Source organism: Stenotrophomonas sp. HMWF003 (genome assembly GCF_003061285.1).
Lineage (GTDB): Bacteria > Pseudomonadota > Gammaproteobacteria > Xanthomonadales > Xanthomonadaceae > Stenotrophomonas > Stenotrophomonas maltophilia_AP.
Window position 1 is genome coordinate 1 of record NZ_QAIW01000276.1, and the last position, 3,252, is coordinate 3,252.

The window sequence follows — 3,252 nt, forward strand, 5'->3', positions numbered from 1 at the left end:
GCTCGGCACGGCGTTCACCATGGAGCAGGACTTCTACCGCGTGCGGCTGGCGCAGCGACATGGGCTGGAGGTGCTGGTGCCCGACGCCGACGACCGTGCGCAGGTGCACCGGATCATCTACGAGGAACTGGTGCAGGGACGGGTGCTGGAGGCGTCGCGTGAGGTGTACCGCGCGGTGATGCAGCGGCTGGTGGACCGCGGTGCGCAGGCGATCATCCTGGGCTGCACCGAGATCATGCTGCTGGTGGGCGACGGGGATGCCACCGTACCGCTGTTCGACACGGCGGCGCTGCACGCGCAGGCCGCGGCCCGGCACCTTCTGTCACCGCGGTAGAGCCACCCCATGGGTGGCTGCCGTTCAAACCAAAAAATCCCCGGCCGAAGCCGGGGATAAACGCTTGCTGCGTGGGGTGTTGCTCTGTCTCAGTCCTGATCCGCCGATCAGAACTTGAACACGTAGGACACGCCGTAGGCCAGCGGGTCGATGTTGACGGTGCCGATCTTTTCGCCGTCGAGCTTCACCTTGCTGTCGATGTCCATCCAGCGCACATCGACGCGCAGCGCGCCCTTGTCGTTGATCGCGAAATCCAGGCCGGCGTGCGCGGCCAGGCCCCAGGAGTCTTCCAGCGTCAGCCGGCTGCCGGCCAGCGCGCCGCTGGTCTTTTCGCTGAAGAAGGTGGTGTAGTTGATGCCGGCGCCCACGAACGGGGACACCTTGCCCTTGCTGTTGAAGTGGTACTGCAGCGATACCACCGGCGGCAGGTGCTTGGTGCTGCCTACGTTGCCCAGGCCGGCAATGTTGATGTCGTGCTTGAACGGCAGCGCGGCCAGCAGCTCGATGCCGAGGTTGTCGGCAATGAAGTACTCACCGGTGATGGTCGGCTTGACGTCGTTGTCGACGTCCACCTTCAGCGTGCCGCCGGCCAGCGAACCGTTGTTGGACTTCGGGGCAACCTGGTGCACGCCGGCACCGATCGTCCAGTCGCCCTTGGACTGGGCCATGGCCGGGGCGGCAGCCAGCGCAAGTGCGGCGGCCAGGGCGGACAGCAGGAGGGGGGAGGTGTTGCGCATGAGGGTGTCTCGTTGCGGGTGGAATGGGGCCAGTTTTCCCGTCCCGGGCGCGCCGCGCCTTGATCCGGATCAATCCAGGAAATTCCACATGTAACCGGTTCCCATTCGCCGCCCGGGGGCCGGGTCCGGTCTGGCCCTGCTAGAATGAGCGCCCCTTTCCATCGGCGCCGCACCGTCGCGGCTGCAGGAGCTTGTGAACATGGCAATCAAGGTTGGCATCAACGGTTTCGGTCGTATCGGGCGCAACGTGCTGCGTTCGGCCGTGCTGAATTTCGGCAATGACATCGAAATCGTCGCCATCAACGATCTGCTGGAGCCGGACTACCTGGCGTACATGCTGAAGTACGACTCCGTGCATGGCCGCTTCAAGGCCGACGTGGAAGTGTCCGGCAGCGACCTGCTGGTCAACGGCAAGAAGATCCGCCTGACCCAGGAACGCGACCCGGCCAACCTGAAGTGGGACGAAGTGGGCGTGGACGTGGTGATCGAGTCCACCGGCCTGTTCCTGACCAAGGACACCGCGCAGAAGCACATCGATGCCGGCGCCAAGAAGGTGATCCTGTCGGCGCCGTCCAAGGACGACACCCCGATGTTCGTGTTCGGCGTGAACGACAGCACCTACGCCGGCCAGGCCATCATCTCCAACGCTTCGTGCACCACCAACTGCCTGGCCCCGCTGGCCAAGGTCATCAACGACAAGTGGGGCATCAAGCGCGGCCTGATGACCACCGTGCATGCGGCCACCGCCACCCAGAAGACCGTCGATGGCCCGTCCAACAAGGACTGGCGCGGCGGCCGCGGCATCCTGGAGAACATCATTCCGTCCTCCACCGGTGCAGCCAAGGCCGTGGGCGTAGTGATTCCGGAACTGAACAAGAAGCTCACCGGCATGAGCTTCCGCGTGCCGACCTCGGACGTGTCGGTGGTCGACCTGACCGTCGAGCTGGAAAAGGAAGCCACCTACGCCGAGATCTGCGCCGAAGTGAAGGCACAGAGCGAAGGCGCGCTGAAGGGCATCCTGGGCTACACCGAAGACAAGGTGGTGGCCACCGATTTCCGCGGCGAGACCCACACCTCGGTGTTCGATGCCGATGCCGGTATCGCGCTGGACAGCACCTTCGTCAAGCTGGTGTCGTGGTACGACAACGAATGGGGCTACTCCAACAAGTGCCTGGAAATGGCCAAAGTCGTCGCGGCGAAGTAAGCCTGGCGCTGCCTCGGTACTACCTGCGAACCCCGGCCCCGTGCCGGGGTTCGTCGTTTGTGGGGGCAGGGCGCCCGCGGGGGTGCTCGCCCCGCAGCCGCCGCCGATCCATTAGCATGGCCGCGTGCCACCGGCATGGCGTTGGCAGGATGCCGCCGGGGCTTCCCTATGAGGATGGCGTGGAATGGAAGCGTTGATTGCCTTGGTGGCGGTGGTGCTGCTGCTGATCCCGGTGCTGCTGATCGTGGCGCTGGTGATGATCGCCGGCCTGCGTCGGCGGGTTGCGGCGTTGGAACTGCAGCAGTTCGACGGTCGGCCGGCCCATGTCGCTGACCCCGTAGGCGCCGAAGCGCCCGAGGCGCGTTCGGTGCATTGGGCCGACCAGCCCTACCAGGCACGCGCACCGGTGGCGGCCGCCGCCGAACCGCCCGCCAACGCAACCGGGCCGTCCCTGCCAGACGCCACGGCGTCGACCACGCCTGTCGAGGCGGCCGCTCCGGCGCCTGCCACGCCCCCCAGCCGGCCGCCACCGCTGCCGCCGGCCCCCAGCGCGCCGCCTTCGGGGCCGGGCCTGGGCGAGCGCATTGTCGGGGCCATCAAACACTGGTTCACCGACGGCAATGTGCCGGTCAAGATCGGCATGCTGGTGCTGCTGGCGGGTGTCGCCGCGCTGCTCAAGTACGCCAGCGACCAGGGCTGGTTGAACGCACCGATCGAGCTGCGGTTGGCGGCCATTGCCGCCGCTGCGCTGGGCGGTCTGGTATTCGGCTGGGTCCAGCGCGACCGCCGGCGCCTGTTTGCGCTGGCGCTGCAGGGCGGGGCGATCGGCGTGCTGCTGCTGACCATCTTTGCCGCGTTCAAGCGCTACGACCTGATCGATGCCTTGCCGGCGTTTGCGATGAGCGTGCTGCTGATTGCCGGCATGGGCGTGCTGGCCGTGGTGCAGAACTCGCGCACGCTGGCGGTGCTGGGCATCC

Annotated in this window: 4 protein-coding genes; 3 read left to right on the forward strand and 1 reads right to left on the reverse strand. The window is 66.6% G+C overall.

Annotation, left to right across the window (positions count from 1 at the left end):
- Nucleotides 1–334 (forward strand): amino acid racemase (locus DBR34_RS11500; RefSeq protein ID WP_128096897.1); only part of this gene is annotated, 334 nt, incomplete at its 5' end.
- Nucleotides 335–441: 107 nt separating this feature from the next.
- Here DBR34_RS11500 and DBR34_RS11505 read toward each other — a convergent pair.
- Complete coding sequence (locus DBR34_RS11505) at nucleotides 442–1,071, reverse strand: OmpW family outer membrane protein (RefSeq protein WP_128096898.1); 630 nt, start codon at nucleotides 1,069–1,071, stop codon at nucleotides 442–444.
- 199 nt (nucleotides 1,072–1,270) lie between these two features.
- On the opposite strand from DBR34_RS11505, the gene gap reads away from it, so the two are divergent.
- On the forward strand, nucleotides 1,271–2,275 hold the full coding sequence (gene gap, locus DBR34_RS11510; protein WP_038686561.1) for a type I glyceraldehyde-3-phosphate dehydrogenase: 1,005 nt from the start codon (nucleotides 1,271–1,273) through the stop codon (nucleotides 2,273–2,275).
- Nucleotides 2,276–2,459: 184 nt separating this feature from the next.
- Nucleotides 2,460–3,252 (forward strand): DUF2339 domain-containing protein (locus DBR34_RS11515; RefSeq protein WP_128096899.1); only part of this gene is annotated, 793 nt, incomplete at its 3' end.